The organism is Butyrivibrio sp. AE3006 (assembly GCF_000424165.1).
Taxonomy (GTDB): domain Bacteria; phylum Bacillota; class Clostridia; order Lachnospirales; family Lachnospiraceae; genus Butyrivibrio.
The window spans coordinates 61,796-77,692 of the sequence record NZ_AUJJ01000025.1; the positions used below are offsets into that span (position 1 = coordinate 61,796).

Below are 15,897 nucleotides of genomic sequence, written 5' to 3' on the forward strand. Positions count from 1 at the left end.
CCGTTCTATCTTCCGGTTTTATTCAGATACAAAATGTTCATTGTACTCATACATTTAACTGAAAGTTAAAGCTTAATCTTCATTGTACTGTAAAGATTGTGTTTTTCTCAAACATGCCTATAGCAAATGCTAATTTGAAATAAAATTGCATGTTTTCATAGGCTTCAAAGCTTGTTCTCTGCAGAAATTCGTCTATGGATATCTCCTCAACATAGCCATAAGGATTTGCTATAGTTATCTTGTTATTAGGTATATCCATCCCTACGAGCAAGGAGTAATGAAGAGTCCACACATCACCATACTTAGCTGCCCACTCAAATGGCACAGGTACTCCTCTTGCCAGATTTTCATAAGCTGCATCTATCAGTTCCGTGTTTGACATGTATTTATGGATAGACGTAGTGTACTCCGGAAAGCGCTTGTTCATTTCTTCGCAGAACTTATCTCCTGTTGAGGTTATAACCTTACCATATTCATTGTACAGCTCCTCTTCTGTCAGATTTCCCCCATTCCATGCAGAAAACATCTCAATACAGGCATAACCACAGGAAACATCCTGAGTTATTACTTCTACTCCATCAACATAAACCGGAGTACTATATTTATCATCTATATATATAGATGAATAATCAGTAAGGATTCTTTCTGTCTGAATCTGTAACTTTATCAATAGTCCCGCCAGCACAATAATAATCAGTGCTATAAAAATGAGAATAACGCGAATTGCCTTTTTCAAATGATGCCTCCTCTGTCGCGTATAATACTGAAAGTTAATCTATTCAAAAATACTTAAATTTTTCTTTGTAGCAACTGTTTATAATTATACCTATATCTACCATCCTGCTCAATATTATGTACCTAAAACAAGGGCGTTTTCACGCCCCTGCCTATTGCACTATCAGTTATTCATCTCCCTCACTCCAATAATAGGCCAATACTCCTAAAGGCTTCTGAAATGCTCTCGTCATCATTACTTCCGATCACACACGAGAATTCCTTCTTCAATTCCTCCGGAGCATTTCCCATCAGAAAAGGGAATCCTACAGATCGTAGCATTTCTGCATCATTAAAATGATCACCAAAAGCAACAGCTTTCTCCGGCGGGATGTTCATATACGAGCATACTCGCCTGACTCCGTCGGCCTTTGTAATACCCTTTCCCATGATTTCAAGAAGAACATCTGAGGATTTAACTATCGACAGCTTTGGAAATCTCTTTTTCAATTCATTTTCTATACCACATATTGCTTCAGGCTCACATATGCAAAGGAGCTTTCCTATGATTGCATCTTTTGGAAGAAGCTCTATGCCGCCCTCTGTTGCACAGACCTCAACGATTTCCTCTTCTGCGCGGACCAGTCGGTCATTCCTGTCATTTACAATCCACAATTCTTCTGAATAGATATTCCATGTACAGTCAATCTTCTCCGCCTCTATATAAGAAATAATATCCCTAGCGTCATCGACATCAAATCCCTCCGAGTACATTATCTTATCGTTTTCATCAATGATAAGCGCCCCACTATAACAGATCATTGGGCAGGTAAACCCGTATCTTTTAAAAATCGGCCGTACTCCGGATGGTCCTCTTGCTGTCGCAATGACAAAAGGGATATTGGCTTTCTTTAGGGCAAATATTGCATCAAGTGTGCCCTTAAGCATTCTATGTTCACTATTTAGAATTGTTCCGTCTATATCTGAAAAAACTATTTTGAAATCCATTGATGTCTCTTAACATTTCTTTCTAAAATGAAGTTGTATTGCCGGGTATGAACCGAACACGGGATCAAAGGCATAGCCTGCATTCATTAGCGCAGCTCCGCTAAAGACATGTCCAATTACATCTGCTTTCTCTCCCACATCATTTTCCGGAACCTTCTCACACGATGAGATACAGTTATCGACCTCATACATCGCTTCAGGATCAAGATTTCTCATGCGAACGTATATAACTTCCGGATTGGCTCTCACATCGGTGACCACCAGATTAAGAAGCGCCTCGGACTTATCCTCTGACACAAATCCCCAGGATGTGTAGTACTCTTCGTCAAGTTCATCTGACAGGCGAAGGTACATTCCCCTCTGTATCAGATCATAGTATCTGTTAAAAACGTCTATCTGCCGGCGGATCATTGCCTTCTCGTCTGCACTGAGTGTCCTCGGATCAAGCTCATAGCCAAAGGTTCCCGCCATTGCAACAATTGCTCTTGTCATAAGCGGTACTTCGCGGCCGGTCTGGTGGTTGGGCGAAGCTGACACGTGACTTCCGATCGTACTCACCGGATAACCGTAGGTTGTGCCCTTTTGTATTTTCAGACGATTGATCGCCTCGGTGTTGTCAGAGCACCATATCTGAGGTGAGTAGAACAGGATTCCGGCATCAAACCTTCCGCCGCCACCCGAACATCCCTCAATCATCACATCAGGGAAACTCTCCCTTAATCTCTCCATCAGCCTGTATGAACCGAGAACAAACCTGTGGGCAACTTCTCCCTGCCTGTCTGCGGAGAGACCTCTGGAAAAGACATTTGACAGTGATCTGTTGAAGTCCCACTTGATATAGGATATCTTAGCACTCCTAAGCACCGTTGATATACTCTCATACAAATATTCTATAACCTCAGGCCTTGACATATCAAGCACCAACTGATCTCTTGCCATCACCGGCTTTCTGTCGGGATCAGTGAGCGCCCAGTCGGGATGTGCCCTGTAAAGATCAGAATCCTCATTGACCATCTCCGGCTCAAACCACAGGCCAAATTTCATACCAAGGCTCTCCACATGAACAGCAATGGCATCCATACCCTTCTTTAGCTTATCCCTGTTGACCACCCAGTCGCCAAGTCCTGCATGATCATCATTCCTTGCTCCGAACCAGCCATCATCAAGGACCAGCATCTCACAGCCCGCTTCTTTGGCACTGTCGGCTATATCCATTATCTTGTCATCATCAAAATCAAAGTAGGTACCCTCCCAGTTATTCATAAGGACAGGGCGCTTAATGTCGCGAAACTCCTTAGGGCATACATTTTCACGGATGATCCTGTGGAAGCGTAAGCTAAGCTCTGAGAGCCCATTATCTGTAAATGCCAGCATTACCTCAGGAGTTGTAAACTCTTCTCCCTTGGACAATTTCCATCGAAAGTGGTCATCAGATATTCCACTCACAACGCGGATTGTTCCGGCCTGATCTTTTTCCACTTCCTCGGCGTGCTCTCCCGAGTACATCAACATAATTCCATAGCTCTCACCCTGCCACTCGTCCGTATTCCTGTCACAGAGGATCACAAAGGGATTGTTGTGGTGACTGCTGGTTCCCCTCTTCGAACTTATCCTGTGAATCTCATGTCCGACCCTGCACCTCTCAGGCTGTCTTTCAAAAGCATGGCGACCGTGAAAATGAATAAGGTCAAGATTCTTTCCCATTAGGTCCAGGCAGGCAGATGCTGCTTTATTTAAAAAGATATCTCCTCCGGACTCATTTCTTATGACAGAATATCTTGAAATAATATCTTTCTCCTCAAATACCTGGTATGACAATACTACAAGAAGATGTGCCACCTTATCTTCAAGATATATCTTCAGAGTGTCAACCTTATCTTTCTCCGCTCTTACATATGGAAGTCCCTTAAGCTCATCTCTCCCTTTAATGATCTCATGACTCTTATATCTGAGATCGGCCGTCCCTGAACCATTTGAAAGAATAAGTGACAGTGCACTTAGCCTGTAGTCTCCTGCCCCGTCAGTTGAGTACTCCTGCGGAAGCGTGTCTGCAGATATGCCTCTCCTGTCCCTGCATTCATAGGGATTCCCCGAGAACCCTCTGTCCAGTTCCTTGATCAGATACCCCATATCAAAGCCACTCACTCTTTTACCGTAGTAGGTGTGAAGTACCATTCCCAGCTCATTTATCTTGATCTGATACTCTGTGTTTGCGGTCATCAGGGAAAAGCAATTACTCTTTTTATCAAATATTATCGACATATCAAAGTTTTCCTCCTGAGGTTGCAATACCCTCAACAAACTGCTTCTGGAATATTATGTATATTACGATCATAGGTACAATAGCAAGAACCGCAGCTGCCATCATGGCAGGATAGTCACTTCCATACTGTCCCTGCATCTTGGCAAGTCCCGCGCTGAGAGTCGTAGTGCTTGCATTTGTGCAGACTATCATTGGCCACATAAGGTCCTTAAAAGCAAAGAGCGCCGTAAAGATTCCCAGCGAAACCATGGATGATCTGGTAAGGGGCATCATTATGAAAAGGAATGTCTGTCCGATGTTGCAGCCATCAATTGCCGCAGCTTCCTCCAGATCCTTGGGAAGCGACTGGTATCCCGTTTTTAGCAGGTAGGTGCCGAATGCTGTAACAAGTCCCGGGAAGACAAGGCCCGCTGTGGTATTTAAAATATGTAACTTTGACACCATCAGATATTGTGGAATCACAAATATCTGTGCAGGTATCATCATCTGGATAAGCACCAGAGAGAACAATATCTTCTTTCCGGGAAATTCAAGCCTTCCAAAGGCATATCCTGCCATGGTCGCAGTAAGGCATGCGCAGATAACGCGGAATATTATGAACAGGATCGTGTTCTTGTATAATGTTATGAAATTGTAGCTCTTCCATACTGTTACAAAGTTCTCAAAATGCCATCCATTGTGGGGAAAAATAAAAAACGGATCCACAGATATAGCTTCCTGATTGGTTTTAATGGCCGTAAGTATCATCCATACAAATGGCACTAACATAATAATTGCAAAGATTATAAGGACTGTATAAGTGATTATTTTATTTACAGTATATTTTGTACTGATGCTGCTATCCATCCTCGTTCTCCCTTCTTAATTGTAATAAACGATCTTCTTTTCAAGCTTCTGAAGGAAGAACGTAACTATCATGATAAATACCACGAGTACCATTACTATTGCGGCACCATACCCCCTGTTGCCGTTGGTGAAAGCATAGGTGTAAAACAGGTACACAATTGACTGGGTCTTATTAAGGGCAAGATTTGTCTTGTCCATTACCATGAACATAAGATCAAATACCGTGAGTGCTCCTATAATCCTTGTCTGAACTATAAAGAAGGTCGTAGGGCTAAGCAGTGGAACTGTTATGGAAAAGAATTGCCTTATAGACGATGCTCCGTCAATCTGCGCTGCTTCGTAGTAATCCTTAGGAATTTCCTGAAGCCCTCCAATGAACAGGACCATGTTGTATCCAATAATTGACCATACACCGATTATGCCTACACTGATCCAGGCTATCTTTGGGTCTGAAATCCATGCAACATTCGTATGAAAAACATTGTTCAGAAGTCCAAACTGTTGATTGTAAAGCCACTTCCAAACCATTGCAACTGCAGCAGGTGCGCAAACCATCGGAAGGAAAAAAAGAGTGCGGAAAACAGTTTTTCCAGCAAGCTTTTTCTGCATAAGAACCGCCAGCAAAAGAGCTATCACGATTCCTAGTGGCACCTCAACAATCGCATATTTTACAGTGTTCCAGAGGGACTGCCACACTTCTGCCGATCCCAGCACAGCTTTGTAGTTGCTAAATCCTACAAATATGTTCCCTTTTCCAAAATCTCCGGTCTTGCAAAGAGACTGGTATACAGTATTGATCGCAGGATAATAGTTCAGTACGATCAGTCCTAAAATCGTTGGTAATACAAAGGCCCATCCCCATATTGCCTGTCTCTTTTGAGACGGAGTCATCTTTTTCTTAGTCATATAACCCTCCAAAGATATGGTGAATGCCGAGGTGTCCCCCGGCATTCATTTTTCACAGATCACTCTGCTGCAATAGCATCATCAATTATCTTCTGTGCATTGTCACAGGCAGTTGCCATCAGTGCACTATCTTCGGGATTCTGCCATGCATCAAGGAATCCACCTTGCTGCTGAAGAGCATCTTCCCAGACTGTAGTCTTTCTTGTGTAAGGACGGAAGAACAGATCTCCCTCTTCCTCAGCTCTTACAAAGGCGGATACATCCATTCCTTCAAAAGCATCTGAGAAGTCCTCTGAAACACCCTTAAGTCCTCCCATGGTTACTCCAAGCTGTGCCTGCTTCTTCTGGCCTTCTTCGGAACAGAAGTAAGAAATGAGGTCATAGCATGCCTTGGGATCAGCTACATTTGCATTGGCAGCCCAGCCAAGTCCGTTGTATGCAGAGTATCTCTCTCCTGCATCACATGTTCCGTTTGAATTTGTATCAGCATAAGGAAGCATTGCCCAAGCATAGTCATTATGGTTTTCTGCAGTGTAGAATGCGTTGATCATCCATGAGCCCTGTGTGATCATGGCTGCCTTACCTGACATAAACAGTGAATCTGTTCCTGTCTCAGCAACTACTGACTGAGGAGCGCCAACTGTAAGGAGCTTTCTTACCATCTCCATTCCGGCCTTACCCTCTGCAGATCCGATGGTTGTTCCCTTATGATCATCTGTGATCACCTGAGCGCCGTAATCGTAAACGAGGTTGTACCAGCCGTCCTGGTTGTTTGAGGTATTCATTGCCATACCGTAGACATCTCCGCCTGATCCTTCAGTAATTGCCTTAGCTGCCTCATACATGTCGTCCCATGTCCAATCATCAGTGGGATACTCCACACCATATTTGTCAAAAACTGACTTGTTATAAAGGAGTGCTATAGTGTCATGATCCTTGGGAAGTGCATACTGCTTGCCGCCACTGCTGTACAGATTCCAAACTCCTTCATAGAAGTTGTCCTTATTTACAGAGGCATCTGCTGCGATGTAATCTGTAAGATCCAGCAGGATGTCATTTTCCATATACATCTGTGCTGTGTTTGAATGCATCCAGAATACATCTGGCATCTCACCACCTGAAGCACCTGCCTCAAGAAGTGTCCAGTAATTATCCCAGTCAATGACTTCAATATTTACCTTCACGCCTGAATTTGCACTCCAGTCATCTGCGATAGCCTGAAGGCCGGCCTGCTGATTTGAGTCCCAAATATTTATTGTAATAGAGTCTGTGGTATATCCACCCGCACTGACGGCTGCATCTGAGGATGCTGTCTGTTCTGTTTCAGCATTTGCCGAAGGAGCTGTCTGCACACCTTCGCTGCTTCCACATCCCACAAGCCCGGCTGTAATAACTGATGATAATAACAGTGCCACTAATTTCTTACTCATTTTCTTCCTCCCTTTTTTACCTGATCTTACGTTTCCTGTCCGAACCCTTCGAACAAAACTTATTCTAATTTACACAGACCATTCAGGGTATGCTATTATGTTATTAGCTTTTGTCATTTTGTGACAATCATAGTCGGGGGTAATGTTATTATGCAGATGAAAGAAAATGGTGTCGGTTTCGATTTTTGTGCATTTACTGATTACGACAATAGCGCGGAAGTCAGGCTCTATGAGATAGGTAGCTATGCCTGCGAGCCCGGATACTCCTACGGCCCGATCATACGGTCAAGAGGAATAATTCACTATGTCCTCGCCGGTAAGGGAATACTGAAGATAGGGGATAAGACACATAATATCCGTGAAAATCAGATTTTTTTTATACCTCCCGGCATTTCTGCGTACTATGAAGCAGACAAAGATACACCCTGGAGCTACAGATGGCTTCACATAGGAGGGACGGAGTTTCTTGCACTCCTTAAGGAAATTGGTCTTGGAGAAAACAGTCCGGTCCTTGATGTTTCATCGCCAAATAGCATGGATGATATTTTTGGCGCATCAATCAATGAGATATTTGAAAACTATGAAAGGGAATACTATTGCATCGCAAAGATTTATGAAATAATGGATTTCCTGAGAAAAGAATATGGCCACATAGACGAAGCATCAGCAGAAAGCCAGCAGCTTCAATATGTGCGAACCGTGATCAAATATATACAGCTGAAATTCTCTGAACAAATCACCATTGAAAATATTGCGGGTATCTGTGGTCTTAACAGAAGTTATCTTTCTCGCCTTTTTCACGATGCCACAGGTTACACAATAAAAGGATATCTGCAGACTTATCGCATGCAGACAGCCCAGAAGATGCTGAGGGAATCAGATCTCTCCATAAGTTATATAGGTAACGCTGTTGGTTACGTTGATATCTTTACCTTTTCCAAGGCATTTAAAAAGCACACAGGTTGCTCTCCCAGTAGCTACAGAGAAAATGGTTCCGCTGCATTAGCCAACTAGTCTGTAAGTTGTGCATGCTCACAATCTGCATCTGTTCACGTTTACTTTCAGTATTAGAAGTCATCATAATGGCTGTCCCCATCCCCAACTTTGATACTTCTATTATAACAAAAAAGTGCCTCAATCCCAGATAAGCACTGGATTTGTGGCACTTTTATACAAGAAAAATCCGCGGCATCGCCGCGGACTTTGTCTACAGTCTGAAGAGCCATCCAATCGGATGGCTCTCTTGTATAATGCTTTGTAATCTCGTATAGATAAATGATTATCTCTTTGAGAACTTTTAATGAAGTGAAAGTGCCGTATTTTAGGCATCTCTCCTTCAAGTTGCTGTTTACCCGCTGCGTACGGTAGAAAGCTCAGGGCTACTGTATGCGGCTGGTGGCAATTCACCCTTATGATAATCATTTTTGTTTCATACGTGTAGTCCAATCAGGGTATTGTATGAACCTCGTCTTATCATAAAGTCCACAAAATATCTTATCAGGCATAGATCCATAAACAAGAACAACTTCTGGCTCAAGTTCCTTCAGCATTTCTTCTAGACCTTCTCTAAAATACCTTTTGGATTCAGCTGATTTGATTTGGCCATATGTTCCAATAGAAACAATACTATACTTATCTACACCCTTAAACGCAACCTTTTCTCCGAGAAAATCCGCTTTATAAGTTCTTTCATCTCCCCACCGAATGTTAGGAACAACATATATTCCTTGTTGGCTTAAATAGTATCCTACTGCCCTATTCAAGTAAATATCTGCAATCTGGACACATAATGGAGCATCAATATAAAGCGAACAATCTGGCGTTATAATTCCTGGAAACCTTCTTAGATCATCGACATATTCTTCAGTGTTCGTTAGAATCTCACGAAAGTTGATATCATGCTCATAAAAGCAAACAAAATCGCTTTTATCCTGGCTCCGTTCTCTTAACGAGAACGGAACCATACCCTTAGGTATAATGATTTTGCTTGGTGCATCGATATGTGGTATTTCATACTTCCCGTCAAAAAATGCAGTTTCAACCAAAGAGACTCTAAATCCTTCATCAACTAGATTAGTTACCGCCTTTCCCATGTTCTGCCTCCCATCTAAGAATTGCTTCAGCACTCTCAATGCTTCCGGCAATGTTGTATTTGGAGCATTCCTCAGGGAACTTTGTCATAAGATTTTTATAACACTGAACGAGTTCTTGGCTAGGCACCAATTCCACAATATCATCTAATACCTCGCTTATCCAAGAATACTCTTCGGCTGTACAATCATTTTTTAAAAACTCAATTGTTGAAGGAATATCTTTAGTAAGAAGCTCTACTTCTTGCTTCCAACATTGTTCTACGCCATAATCCCATTCATCATCTGTCTCTTCTCGCTGTTTTATAATCTCTCTAAACTTGATAACATCCATCATTTTTTGCTTCCTTTCTTGGTCGGTTGCTTTGCATCAGGAAATATCGTCCCTATCTGTCCATGAGTCTTTATCACACCAACTCTAACACCCTTCCACATTCCATAAATTCGCTTTCCATCTTGAACATGACGATTTGCTTTGAGATTTGCTACATGTTCGCCAGCATGCTTTATATCTTTGCTTGTCCAAGATTTAGGAAACCAGGATTGATTCATTCCAGACTGTTTCATTTTTTCTTTATGATTCGGAATATATCCAATGCGAACTCCATTTGGATACGTCTTTACAACATGATATTCTATTCCATACTTATCAAGTTCATTCATTCCAGCTTGTCCGTGCCCACCACGCTTAAGCCTTATCTTATTATTTTTTGATGCCTTTGTATAATCTCCTTCATTAGAATGAACCACTGCATACTGACTAGCTTGTCCTCTTGCTCCATGCGTATTTAAGGTTCTTCCTGATTTAGTTGTACCCATAGCCGTTCCCTCCTGTCATAGTCGACAGACAAGGAACTAAAACAATTACTTTTTCCATTTTCTCCTCATCTTTCTGTCAAGAATCATACTTGACCAAACAATAAAGAATTTTCAGTTACATTTTTATTGCTCTCTAAGAAAGATTGAAGTAGAATAGTATATACCGATTATGAAAGATTCTACTGAGTCTTTCTTCGAGAGAACGTATAACTGCGCCAACAGTTATGCGTTTTTTCTTTATCTACGTAAAGCCTCTTATCATTTTCGCCTCCTTTCTCTGAATGAAAAACATGATGTATTAAGCTTTTTCATTTATCAATGTTTTTTCTTATCAGCTCTATCCAATTTTCTCCTATTTGCAGCAAAAGCTTGTGAAACATGGTACTTATCTACAATTTGCTTAGGCTTCATTCCCTTACTTTCTTCATATGGTATCATAACCTCCGCGCATAATGCCTTGGCCTGCCATTCAACACTGCAATATGCAGGTACTTCATTATCCTCAAAGCTTCTGTTATAAAGAGGTGTAAATCCTATTTCAAATAAGAAAACATGGCAAATTTCGTGACATATAAAGCCAAGAAACGCTCCAATACCTTTTTTGTATGCTCCCCAGTACACTGTCTCTTTTATCTCGATTGTAAATCCGCCTTTATCATTTGGAGTACATCTTGCCATTGTTTGTGGAGCAAGTTTCTTATCTTCAACAATCTCATAATCACAGTCCTCAAAAACATCTCTTAACTTATCAAGTACCTCCAAGACAGGAAATGGTCCTGAAAGAGGAACATCAAACAATTCTCTAAAATACACTGCAAATCTTCGTAAATCTTTTCTACTAGTTGGTTTTGTTTCGTAATCCATTTACTTTGATGTATCCTCCTTTTTGCTTAATAATTCCAGTATTTTAATTGCCGTATCATCATCCATCTCGTCAAATGCTCTAGCAAATGCTAACACTGCTTTTCTCTGTGCATTCCCTGCCTTTTTTGAATCAATTTTATATTGCGCCCTTGATTCTTCTATAGCCTCTTCTAATTCTGCTCTTTCTTTTGATGAGAGATGATAGTGTTCAACCAATTTTGCTACCCACTCAGCAGGTACATTTTTCCTTCCATTTTCTACTGCTGAAATAAACGGCAATGAAGCTCCAAGTATTTCAGCCATATCGCCCATTACTTCATGATGCTTGATTCTTAACACACGTACAAATTCACCATATTTTGTATATGACATGATACAAGCTCCTTTCTTTATATCAATTATCGTATCACTGAATTATATTAAATTCAAGTAATTTAGTTAACCATTTTCAGGTTAACTACAGATTGTAAAAACACCCCAGGACAATTGTCCTGAGGTGTAATAAGTCGTATATAATTGTCCAGAGACGTAATACGTTGTGAAACGATTATCTCTTTGAGAACTTTTTCATTGCCTTAAGTGCCTTGTTTTGGGCATTTGTAAGGCGAGTTGCTGTTTACCTGCTGCGTACGGTAGAAAACTCAGGGCTACTGTATGCGGCTGGTGGCAACTCTGTTATTTCATCCTAAAAACAGATCTATCTTTCTGTTTCATCATATTCTTTCATTTCCAGACTGATCTGAGTATAAAGCCTTCTCAATAGTCACGTTCATATGAGATTTCTTGCGAAATCCCATAGTCCCCATCCTGCTTCGGAACGCTTGCATTTCATACAATTCCTCCTACCACTCGCGCCTTATCTTTTCAAAATCAATTGTCTTACCGACTTTCTTCCATATGATCAGAACAAAGACCAGATTGATTACTATCAGTCCGACATAGACCAAAAGTAATTTAGCTGCATCTTCACCCGTCCGGACATAGGAACCAAGACCCTCTTCGGGAATAAATAATCCTGAGGTATAATCAGTAAGAAAATCATTTAGTCCGTGCGCCAGTCCGCATGCCCATATATTTCTTGTTTTCCAGTACAGTATCAGAAGAGCAAGTCCGAAAAGGCTTGCTTCAAGAGTTTTTCCAATAGCCTGTCCCCAAGCCATTGCTGAGAGTGGATCAAATCCACCTAAAACATGTACTGCTCCAAAGACAAGCGAGGAAACAACTGCCCCAAGTACAAATACATATTTCCAATTCCTGAATTTATATATGATCGCATCGTTGATAACAGCCCTGAAGGACAACTCCTCAAAAAGCCCCACAGACATATACATGAGGAACACAACAAACAGCTCCAGAACAGGATTCTGCAAAAGCGGCCTTTTTTCACTTATATCTGAAACCAACACAATAGTGCCAAGTGAAAAGGCTACTATCAGAAATCCAACAGAATACTTCAAAACATAACTTGTTGAATTATAGCTGGATGCAAGGGTCTTGTCTCCCGATATCTGATACAGGAAAAAACACGCTGCTCCACATAGCATCGTTCTTACGATGAAAAACTGAAAATGCGTCTGGGTCGGCACTGATTTGAAACATACGACAACATATACTATGCAGAGCGCAGCAGTAATCAGTGGAGATCTTTTCATGAATTCAATGTACTTTTTAAGCATTGGTATTCTCCTCTTTTACTGCGCGTCTTCAGGTAAGACAGAAAGAGCAGAGAACTTTTCAGCGTTCTTCTTGGCTCTTACCAGCACATAGATCAAAAGAACAATATTTGTCAAAACTGCTACTCCGCCAAGTATGCCACCTACAATAAAATCGCCATTCTTCATAACCGGATAGTTAAAAATTGTTCCGGCATCATACAGAGTATGTAAAGCAGTTGGAATGATGATTGCCAAAGCCCAGTACAGCGCCGTCGGACCTTTGCCCTTTAATTTGTTGTACCTGGCTCTTCCTATAAGCTCTCCCATTATCATGTTCAATGTCATATGAGTGAACGCTAAAGGAGTTCTGATTAGTAACACAATAATCGAGTCTCCAAAAGTAAAGTCCTCTACAAACGTAAAGCCAAATCCAACCGCTGCTCCCAGGAGGATATACTCATAAACATTGCGTACCTTATTTTTCAGAGCAACCAGCGTTATGATGATTGCAAGAAACTTAAACACTTCCTCCACACCACCGGCCATAAAAAATGCTGTAAAGAAAGCTGCCGATAGCGCCTGCATTTTTGCACCCTCTATCCCGATGATTCTTAATACAGCCAATAACCCAATCCCGGAACCGGCGGAAATCGGTACGCAAATACATCCCAAAACAACCGGCAGGATTGCCTGTAGTTTCCCTATAGGCTCCGGAACTTCCCTTTTGATCATTCGCTGATAGATAAATCCACAGATAACAAAGGCAAGTAATGCGGCAATAATTGAAATAATAATTGTTTTTGCGTCCATGAATAATTCTCCTCCTTAATTTGCATTAAATAGGTGTCCTTATCGTTCAGTACAGATTATTTATATACTCAGTCAAGGCCTCTCTATCATAGAAGTGCTCAGGCTGATGTATCACATAGTCCGGTTCTACACCCTGGTCAATGTCATACACAGAACCGTTTTTCATGTAGCTCAGACGGCGATTGCCGGACATCTGAAGCAGAGTTCCATCTGCTGTTGAAAATGGGATCACTGTGCATGCGCCGCCTCCGCTTTGTTGTCCTAAAATAGTAACCTGCCCCGACGATTTTAATACACTCGGCACCAGATTACCGCAGGAAAAACTGATAGATGAGGTAATACAGTACAGATTGTAGTTTAGGAGCGAGTCCTTTTCGTCGTATACACCATCAAGATTGGCATCTGCACGAAAACATTCATTGGCGTAAGCACCTGTCAGTGTATCCTGGATACATACTGAACCTTCTCCCAGAAACAGACTTATCATAAAACTTGCAGTGACGGTGTCTCCTCCGGAATTCATACTTAAATCAATAACTACATTCTCGACAGGGCTTCCCTTTCTCGTAATCTGTGAATATGAATACAAAAGAAGGCCAACAGTATCCTGTGTATCAGCGGTAGGTGCGTCCTTATAATAATCAGCATCCTTATCTTTTGCCCGGAAACTATCAAAGGTGATGTATGCTGTGTTTCCGACTTCCTCGTATCCGGGAATCCCGTCGGGATAATACTTTTCTCTGGCGGTATAATACTTCATCGCCGAATCACTCATGTTTCGAATTGACTTGCCGGTCATCCCGTCGATTTGCGCATCCATGCCAATCCGCCACGAATTAAGCATATACCCGCTATGTAAGTCATCAATGTAAAGATCCATCAAAACTCTCATCGCCCTTGCAGACATCTCAGGATCAGTACTCCTTAATGCGTCACGAAGAGCTGTTTCAGTAAAGAATTCATCAAAATCCTCAATTCCATGGCTTTCTTTCAAACCATAAAAATGATCCATCATCATACATAATTCGTTATATGTATAGTCCGCAAGTCCCTCGCTTTTGCCCTCCTTGGGCTGTGCTTCATAATACTTCCTCAAAAGCTCCCTGCCGGGTTCTGAACCATACTCATAGACAAATACTCCTTCGTTATTGTATAGAAGGCATACATAACTCGGAAGAGACAGCATGATATCACTTAATGTCTGCATGGGTATATAGCATTTACCATTCTCTTCAATCAGGTCTATACCATATTTTTTAAGATCAAAAACCACCTCCGAACCAAAGCGGCTATAGGAGTTTTCCTCTGAGAGAACAAGGCCCTCAAAGGCACTATCCGGCTGCAGTACATCTATAACCGTGCTTGTCCAGGACGGAACGAAAAAAGCATCAAAATCATAAAAACTAATTGTGTCTTTATCGCAGTCTATCTGCATAGGATACTGGTTTTCACGGGTAATTGTTACCACTGAGCCCTGGGCCGAAGTGGTCAGTGCATAGTTTTTATCTTCGATAATCTCGTGATTGACTCTCTCTATGAGGGAGACGGCAGTATCAATGTCAAAGTAGGGAACCTCTTTGCTTTCATCAGCAAAACAGAGTTTGATACTTTCCTCATTATCAACAGAGTGAAAATATAACGGAATCTCCATTTCACTAAGAGCGTTTCCGGATGGTGCCCCACAGGCAATCAAAAGAGTACTCCCCAATATGGTCAATGCTGAAACTATCCAGAGCTGATTGCATAAACGCTTTTTCATTAATCGTCTCCTCTTTTCTTATCTTAGCTCCGTCGAGGCTTTATATTCCTCTTAAATTTTACAACATTCCGTCTAGCGATAGTCTTAAAAATCCATAAATAATGCATAGATACAAAAAGACCCGGTACATTGTACCGAGTCTTCTGTAATCTGCAACAGCAGATGATTATCTCTTTGAGAACTTTTTCAATGTCCTAAGTGCTGTGTTTGTGGCATTTCTAGGACGAGTTGCTGTTTACCTGCTGCGTACGGTAGAAAGCTCAGGGCTACTGTATGCTGCTGGTGGCAGCTTTAATAACCGCAATCAAAAATAATACTCTGATTTTACTTTCTACCCATTAAATCTTTGTCTGTTTTTTGTAAGATTATCTTCCAATATAACACGCCAACTTCAGCCCGACAAATTCTTTAGGTTAGAATCGCTGTAAGGTCAAACGAAAAAGCAGCTTGAATTATAACAATAACTGCCCTTTCGTTTGATCTTATTGCGATTTAACCTAATTGAACAAAGTAAGCGTCCGTGGAGCCTATACATATGGGGTTTCAATTCCTGGAGCTTACCAGTTTTACTGCCTAATTAGATAATAGCATACCTTATGTCTTTTGTTTTTTATATTTTAGGGTATCAGAAATAAACCTCCCATATGCGAGGTTTTTGTAAGTATTATTCCTGTATATCAACAAAGTAACGGTTTCTGTCTATGATGATCAATCACTTTTCCGCCACAATGCT

15 protein-coding genes are annotated in these 15,897 nt (G+C 41.4%); 1 reads left to right on the forward strand and 14 read right to left on the reverse strand.

Translation table 11 applies throughout. From position 1 onward, the window contains the following. Positions 1 to 79: 79 nt before the first annotated feature. The 6 genes from G603_RS0113315 to G603_RS0113340 form a co-directional block, all read right to left on the reverse strand. The gene (locus G603_RS0113315) at positions 80 to 736 is read right to left on the reverse strand and encodes a C39 family peptidase (protein WP_026670539.1); all 657 of its coding nucleotides are present in this window, start codon (positions 734 to 736) and stop codon (positions 80 to 82) included. Positions 737 to 915: 179 nt separating this feature from the next. Continuing rightward, positions 916 to 1,722, reverse strand: a complete 807-nt coding sequence (locus tag G603_RS0113320) for a Cof-type HAD-IIB family hydrolase (RefSeq protein WP_026670540.1) — start codon at positions 1,720 to 1,722, stop codon at positions 916 to 918. Between the two features lie 9 nt (positions 1,723 to 1,731). Further along, positions 1,732 to 3,984, reverse strand: a complete 2,253-nt coding sequence (locus G603_RS0113325; protein ID WP_026670541.1) for an alpha-galactosidase — start codon at positions 3,982 to 3,984, stop codon at positions 1,732 to 1,734. A gap of 1 nt (position 3,985) precedes the next feature. Further along, entirely contained in the window at positions 3,986 to 4,831 is an 846-nt protein-coding gene (locus G603_RS0113330; RefSeq protein WP_026670542.1) for a carbohydrate ABC transporter permease, read from the reverse strand. 15 nt (positions 4,832 to 4,846) lie between these two features. Next, entirely contained in the window at positions 4,847 to 5,737 is an 891-nt protein-coding gene (locus G603_RS0113335) for a carbohydrate ABC transporter permease (protein WP_026670543.1), read from the reverse strand. Between the two features lie 59 nt (positions 5,738 to 5,796). Beyond that, positions 5,797 to 7,167, reverse strand: a complete 1,371-nt coding sequence (locus G603_RS0113340) for an ABC transporter substrate-binding protein (protein ID WP_026670544.1) — start codon at positions 7,165 to 7,167, stop codon at positions 5,797 to 5,799. Between the two features lie 150 nt (positions 7,168 to 7,317). Between G603_RS0113340 and G603_RS0113345 the strand changes: the two genes are divergently transcribed. Further along, positions 7,318 to 8,181, forward strand: a complete 864-nt coding sequence (locus G603_RS0113345; RefSeq protein WP_026670545.1) for an AraC family transcriptional regulator — start codon at positions 7,318 to 7,320, stop codon at positions 8,179 to 8,181. 404 nt (positions 8,182 to 8,585) lie between these two features. Here G603_RS0113345 and G603_RS0113355 read toward each other — a convergent pair whose 3' ends face one another. The 8 genes from G603_RS0113355 to G603_RS0113395 all read right to left on the reverse strand — a co-directional run bounded on the left by G603_RS0113355 (position 8,586) and on the right by G603_RS0113395 (position 15,164). Then, positions 8,586 to 9,260, reverse strand: a complete 675-nt coding sequence (locus G603_RS0113355) for a DUF4417 domain-containing protein (protein WP_026670547.1) — start codon at positions 9,258 to 9,260, stop codon at positions 8,586 to 8,588. Continuing rightward, positions 9,241 to 9,594, reverse strand: a complete 354-nt coding sequence (locus G603_RS0113360; protein ID WP_236845909.1) for a hypothetical protein — start codon at positions 9,592 to 9,594, stop codon at positions 9,241 to 9,243. The genes G603_RS0113355 and G603_RS0113360 overlap by 20 nt, the downstream gene beginning before the upstream one ends. Then, positions 9,591 to 10,076 carry an EndoU domain-containing protein gene (locus G603_RS0113365; RefSeq protein ID WP_026670548.1) on the reverse strand — a complete coding sequence of 162 codons (486 nt, stop codon included), beginning with the start codon at positions 10,074 to 10,076 and terminating at the stop codon, positions 9,591 to 9,593. The genes G603_RS0113360 and G603_RS0113365 overlap by 4 nt, the downstream gene beginning before the upstream one ends. A gap of 315 nt (positions 10,077 to 10,391) precedes the next feature. After that, positions 10,392 to 10,940 (reverse strand): hypothetical protein, encoded by a 549-nt coding sequence (locus tag G603_RS0113370; protein WP_026670549.1) that lies wholly within the window; start codon positions 10,938 to 10,940, stop codon positions 10,392 to 10,394. Then, positions 10,941 to 11,312: a helix-turn-helix domain-containing protein gene (locus tag G603_RS20410; RefSeq protein WP_029232844.1), complete on the reverse strand. Its 372-nt coding sequence runs from the start codon at positions 11,310 to 11,312 to the stop codon at positions 10,941 to 10,943. It abuts the gene before it with no gap. 470 nt (positions 11,313 to 11,782) lie between these two features. Further along, on the reverse strand, positions 11,783 to 12,616 hold the full coding sequence (locus G603_RS0113385; RefSeq protein WP_026670550.1) for a CPBP family intramembrane glutamic endopeptidase: 834 nt from the start codon (positions 12,614 to 12,616) through the stop codon (positions 11,783 to 11,785). A 15-nt stretch (positions 12,617 to 12,631) separates the two neighbouring features. Continuing rightward, a complete protein-coding gene (locus G603_RS0113390) occupies positions 12,632 to 13,405 on the reverse strand; it encodes a PrsW family glutamic-type intramembrane protease (RefSeq protein ID WP_026670551.1) in 774 nt (257 codons plus the stop codon). Positions 13,406 to 13,451: 46 nt separating this feature from the next. Continuing rightward, complete coding sequence (locus G603_RS0113395) at positions 13,452 to 15,164, reverse strand: S41 family peptidase (RefSeq protein ID WP_026670552.1); 1,713 nt, start codon at positions 15,162 to 15,164, stop codon at positions 13,452 to 13,454. Positions 15,165 to 15,897: the final 733 nt, after the last annotated feature.

Excerpts from the sequence above, each read along its gene's own strand:
- G603_RS0113370 (WP_026670549.1), bottom strand. The coding sequence starts at position 10,940 with ATGGATTACGAAACAAAACCAACTAGTAGAAAAGATTTACGAAGATTT.
- G603_RS0113345 (WP_026670545.1), top strand. The coding sequence starts at position 7,318 with ATGCAGATGAAAGAAAATGGTGTCGGTTTCGATTTTTGTGCATTTACT.
- G603_RS0113340 (WP_026670544.1), bottom strand. The coding sequence starts at position 7,167 with ATGAGTAAGAAATTAGTGGCACTGTTATTATCATCAGTTATTACAGCC.
- G603_RS20410 (WP_029232844.1), bottom strand. The coding sequence starts at position 11,312 with ATGTCATATACAAAATATGGTGAATTTGTACGTGTGTTAAGAATCAAG.
- G603_RS0113365 (WP_026670548.1), bottom strand. The coding sequence starts at position 10,076 with ATGGGTACAACTAAATCAGGAAGAACCTTAAATACGCATGGAGCAAGA.
- G603_RS0113385 (WP_026670550.1), bottom strand. The coding sequence starts at position 12,616 with ATGCTTAAAAAGTACATTGAATTCATGAAAAGATCTCCACTGATTACT.
- G603_RS0113320 (WP_026670540.1), bottom strand. The coding sequence starts at position 1,722 with ATGGATTTCAAAATAGTTTTTTCAGATATAGACGGAACAATTCTAAAT.
- G603_RS0113395 (WP_026670552.1), bottom strand. The coding sequence starts at position 15,164 with ATGAAAAAGCGTTTATGCAATCAGCTCTGGATAGTTTCAGCATTGACC.
- G603_RS0113325 (WP_026670541.1), bottom strand. The coding sequence starts at position 3,984 with ATGTCGATAATATTTGATAAAAAGAGTAATTGCTTTTCCCTGATGACC.
- G603_RS0113360 (WP_236845909.1), bottom strand. The coding sequence starts at position 9,594 with ATGATGGATGTTATCAAGTTTAGAGAGATTATAAAACAGCGAGAAGAG.
- G603_RS0113335 (WP_026670543.1), bottom strand. The coding sequence starts at position 5,737 with ATGACTAAGAAAAAGATGACTCCGTCTCAAAAGAGACAGGCAATATGG.
- G603_RS0113390 (WP_026670551.1), bottom strand. The coding sequence starts at position 13,405 with ATGGACGCAAAAACAATTATTATTTCAATTATTGCCGCATTACTTGCC.
- G603_RS0113355 (WP_026670547.1), bottom strand. The coding sequence starts at position 9,260 with ATGGGAAAGGCGGTAACTAATCTAGTTGATGAAGGATTTAGAGTCTCT.
- G603_RS0113330 (WP_026670542.1), bottom strand. The coding sequence starts at position 4,831 with ATGGATAGCAGCATCAGTACAAAATATACTGTAAATAAAATAATCACT.